The sequence below is a fragment of the Allostella sp. genome, assembly GCF_041913585.1.
GTDB lineage: Bacteria > Pseudomonadota > Alphaproteobacteria > ATCC43930 > Allostellaceae > Allostella.
In genome coordinates this window covers 1-3754 of record NZ_JAYSFE010000173.1, presented here as the reverse complement: position 1 = coordinate 3754, position 3754 = coordinate 1, and the positions used below count along the sequence as shown (strand labels likewise).

The 3754-nt window shown below is 69.6% G+C and carries 4 protein-coding genes; 2 read left to right on the top strand and 2 right to left on the bottom strand.

Annotation, left to right across the window (positions count from 1 at the left end):
- Positions 1 to 254 precede the first annotated feature (254 nt).
- Both ACE3Q3_RS21830 and ACE3Q3_RS21825 read right to left on the bottom strand, forming a co-directional pair.
- Positions 255 to 1469, bottom strand: a complete 1215-nt coding sequence (locus tag ACE3Q3_RS21830; RefSeq protein WP_374449528.1) for an NADP-dependent isocitrate dehydrogenase — start codon at positions 1467 to 1469, stop codon at positions 255 to 257.
- A gap of 119 nt (positions 1470 to 1588) precedes the next feature.
- Positions 1589 to 2173, bottom strand: coding sequence for a TIGR00730 family Rossman fold protein (locus tag ACE3Q3_RS21825; protein ID WP_374449526.1), 585 nt, complete (start codon positions 2171 to 2173; stop codon positions 1589 to 1591).
- Positions 2174 to 2280: 107 nt separating this feature from the next.
- Here ACE3Q3_RS21825 and ACE3Q3_RS21820 point away from each other — a divergent pair, with 107 nt between their 5' ends.
- Together ACE3Q3_RS21820 and ACE3Q3_RS21815 are read left to right on the top strand one after the other, a co-directional pair.
- Positions 2281 to 2748 carry a cytochrome c gene (locus tag ACE3Q3_RS21820; RefSeq protein ID WP_374449524.1) on the top strand — a complete coding sequence of 156 codons (468 nt, stop codon included), beginning with the start codon at positions 2281 to 2283 and terminating at the stop codon, positions 2746 to 2748.
- 60 nt (positions 2749 to 2808) lie between these two features.
- On the top strand, positions 2809 to 3489 hold the full coding sequence (locus ACE3Q3_RS21815) for a cytochrome b/b6 domain-containing protein (protein ID WP_374449523.1): 681 nt from the start codon (positions 2809 to 2811) through the stop codon (positions 3487 to 3489).
- The last annotated feature ends 265 nt before the right edge of the window (positions 3490 to 3754 follow it).

Here is a 3754-nt window from a genome sequence, read left to right as displayed (position 1 = left end):
GCCCTCGGCCGCCCCCCCCCCTCCCGCTCCCCCCTAATTGGCTCGGGAGTTTAAAATGCTCACACAAAAAAAACGTCCCTTATCCCGAGCGAAGTCGAGGGACGCAACGGCATCGATGACGGGCTCGTTCCGCATCCACCGGACTTGGTATTGCCGACTTGGTATTGCCGGCCGTACCGCCGCCGCGGTCGCCGGAACGAAAAAGGGGCGGCCCCGTGGGGCCGCCCCTTCGCGTCGGGGCTCGCGTCGCCGGATCAGGCGAGCGCGGCCTTCAGGTTCTGGTCGAGCTTGTCGAGGAACTGGTTGGTGGTCAGCCAGGGCTGGTTCGGGCCGATCAGCAGCGCCAGGTCCTTGGTCATGAAGCCGGCCTCGACGGTGTCGACGCAGACCTTCTCCAGGGTCTCGGCGAAGCGCGCCAGTTCCGGCGTGCCGTCGAACTTGGCGCGGTAGTAGAGGCCGCGGGTCCAGGCGAAGATCGACGCGATCGGGTTGGTCGAGGTCTCCTTGCCCTTCTGGAACTCGCGGTAGTGGCGGGTGACCGTGCCGTGCGCGGCCTCGGCCTCGACGGTCTTGCCGTCCGGCGTCAGCAGCACCGAGGTCATCATGCCGAGCGAGCCGTAGCCCTGCGCCACGACGTCGCTCTGCACATCGCCGTCGTAGTTCTTGCACGCCCAGACGATGCCGCCCGACCACTTCAGCGCGCTCGCCACCATGTCGTCGATCAGGCGGTGCTCGTAGGTCAGCCCGGCGGCCTTGAACTGGGGCGCGAACTCGTGGTCGAACACCTCCTGGAAGATGTCCTTGAAGCGCCCGTCATAGGCCTTGAGGATGGTGTTCTTGGTCGACAGGTAGACGGGATACTTCCGCTCCAGCCCGTAGTTGAAGCAGGTGCGGGCAAAGGCGGCGATCGAATCGTCGAGGTTGTACATCGCCAGGGCGACACCGGCGCCGGGGAACTTGTAGACCTCGAACTCCATCGGCGCGCCGCCGCCCTCGGGCTCGAACTTCACCGTCAGCCGACCCTTGCCGGGGACGACGAAATCGGTCGCGCGGTACTGGTCGCCGAAGGCGTGGCGGCCGATGATGATCGGCTGCGTCCAGTTCGGCACGATGCGCGGCACGTTCTTGCAGATGATCGGCTCGCGGAAGATCGAGCCGTCGAGGATGTTGCGGATCGTGCCGTTCGGCGACTTCCACATCTTCTTCAGGCCGAACTCGGCCACCCGCGCCTCGTCCGGGGTGATGGTCGCGCACTTGACCGCGACGCCGTACTTCTTCGTCGCCTCGGCGGAATCGACCGTGATCTGGTCGTTGGTCTCGTCGCGCTTCTGGATGCCGAGGTCGTAGTACTTCAGGTCGATGTCGAGATAGGGCAGGATCAGCTTGTCCTTGATCATCTGCCAGATGACGCGGGTCATCTCGTCGCCGTCCATCTCGACGACGGGGTTCACGACCTTGATCTTCTTCACGGGGGCGGTCTCCGGGCTCGCAAAAACGGGGCCGGCCCGCCGAGGGGCAGGGCGGGCCGCAGCGGCGGCACGATAGCACCTCGCGACCCGGAGGCAAGGGCCGCGGCGCCGCGCCGCGGTCAGGCCCAGCGGTCGCGGAAGGCGAAGCGCGGCGCCGGTGCCGCCTCGAGCACGGCCAGCAGCCCCTCGACCGTCCCGGCCACGGTGAACAGGTCGCGCAGCGCCGGGGTGCCATAGCCGTGCGCGATGGCGTGGTCGACGAGGCGGAGGAGGGGCTGCCAGTAGCCGCCGACGTCGAGCAGGCCGATCGGCAGTTCGTGCAGCCCGATCTGCCGCCAGGTCGCCATCTCCATGGTTTCGTCGAGGGTGCCGAGCGCGCCCGGCAGCACCGCGACGGCGTCCGCCCGCTCGGCCATGCGGCGCTTGCGCTCGTGCATGTTGGGGACGACGACGAGCTCGGTGACGCCGGTGTGCGCGACCTCGACCGAAAAGACGTTCGCGGGGATGATGCCGACGACGCGACCGCCGGCGGCGAGGCAGGCGTCGGCGAGGATGCCCATCAGGCCGACCCGGCCGCCGCCGAACACCAGTTCGATGCCGCGGTCGGCCAGCGTCTGCCCGAGTTCCGCGGCGGCCGCGGCGTGGCTCGGGTCCGTCCCGGTGCAGGCGCCGCAATAGACTGCAAGCGATCGGATGGCGGCCATGGCTTTCGTCACGGACAAGTGATGCCGGGTCGTCGCACGGGCGGCCCGGAGATTGGATAGGCTGTCGCGGTCGCGCCGCTCGGGCGTGCAAAGGGAGACATAGAAGCATGAGCGTTCTGGGTCGAGGCTCGGTCTTCGCGATCGCGGCGGCCGCTATCCTCGGAGTGGGGGCCGCAGCGGTGGCGCAGCAGCCGGCGGCGGTGATCGAGGCGCGCCAGGCGGCGATGAAGTCGCTGGGCGGCGAGATGAAGGCGATCGGCGACGCCGCCAAGGCCGGATCGATCACCCGGGACGACGCGGTGGCGCGCGCGCGCAAGATCGACGACGTGGCGAAGCGGATCTCGACCCTCTTCCCGGCGGGCTCCGGCCCCGAGGCCGGGGTCAAGACCGCTGCCTTGCCAGCCATCTGGGAGAAGCCCGATGACTTCAAGGCCGCGATCGCCCGGCTCGCCGAAGCGTCGGGCAAGCTGATGGTCGCCGCCGAGACCGGCAACGCCCAGACCATCCTCGCCGCGCAGGGCGACGTCGGCCGCGCATGCATCGCCTGTCATCGCGGCTTCCAGCGCAGCAACTAGCTCGTCGTCAGGATGGAGAGGCCCCAGGGCCACTCCATCCGGCACGATCGGAGTGACGGAATGGCACGGGTGCCGCCCGGCGAGCGGGTGAAGGTCTGGGACGGTGCGGTCCGCCTCGTCCATTGGGGAATTGTCGCCGCCTTCGCAGTGCTGTGGTGGAGCAGCGGTGAACGACGGATGGATATCCATCTGCCCGCTGGCTACGTCATGGCGACGCTGGTGCTGTTCCGCATCGTCTGGGGCATCGTCGGCAGCGACACCGCCCGGTTCTCGCGCTTCGTCCGCGGGCCCGCGGCCGTTCTCGGCTATGCCCGGACCTTCCTCAAGCCGCGCGGCGCGCTCTGGGTCGGCCACAATCCGCTCGGCGCCCTCAGCGTCGTGGCGCTGCTCGGCCTGCTGTTGGCGCAGGTGGCGCTCGGGCTCGTCAGCGTCGACACCGATGCGATCGAGTCCGGACCGCTGGCCCATCTCGTCTCGTTCGAGACCGGGCGGCAGGCGGCGCGGATGCACGGGCTCGTCTTCGACCTCCTGCAGATCGTCGCCGGCCTGCATGTCCTGGCCGTGCTCTACTACCTGATCGTCAAGCGCATCGACCTGATCGGGCCGATGGTCACCGGATTTCGCCGGCTTCCCGCCGGCAACCGCCGCCCGGTGCGCATGGTCAGCCCGTGGATCGCGCTGGCGCTGTTCGTCCTGGTCGCGGCCGCCGTCTGGCTCCTGGTGACGCACCCGCCGCGCTGACCCTACGGGCGGTTGTTGCCGCGGCCGCGGCGCACGTACTACGTTTGCAGCCCATGGGGCCTGCACAATTCGCAAAGATTCTCGGGCTGGTGGCCATTCCGGTGGTCGCCGTCGCCGCCGGATTGTTCCTGTGGCCGGCACCCCGGCCCCAGCCTCCGGCCGAACCGGTCGCCGCCGCGTCGGCGCCGGCGGCGCCCGCGGCCGTGACGCCGGCCCCCGCGACGGCCGCTCCCGACCGGCCCCCGGCCGCGGCCGCGACCTCCGG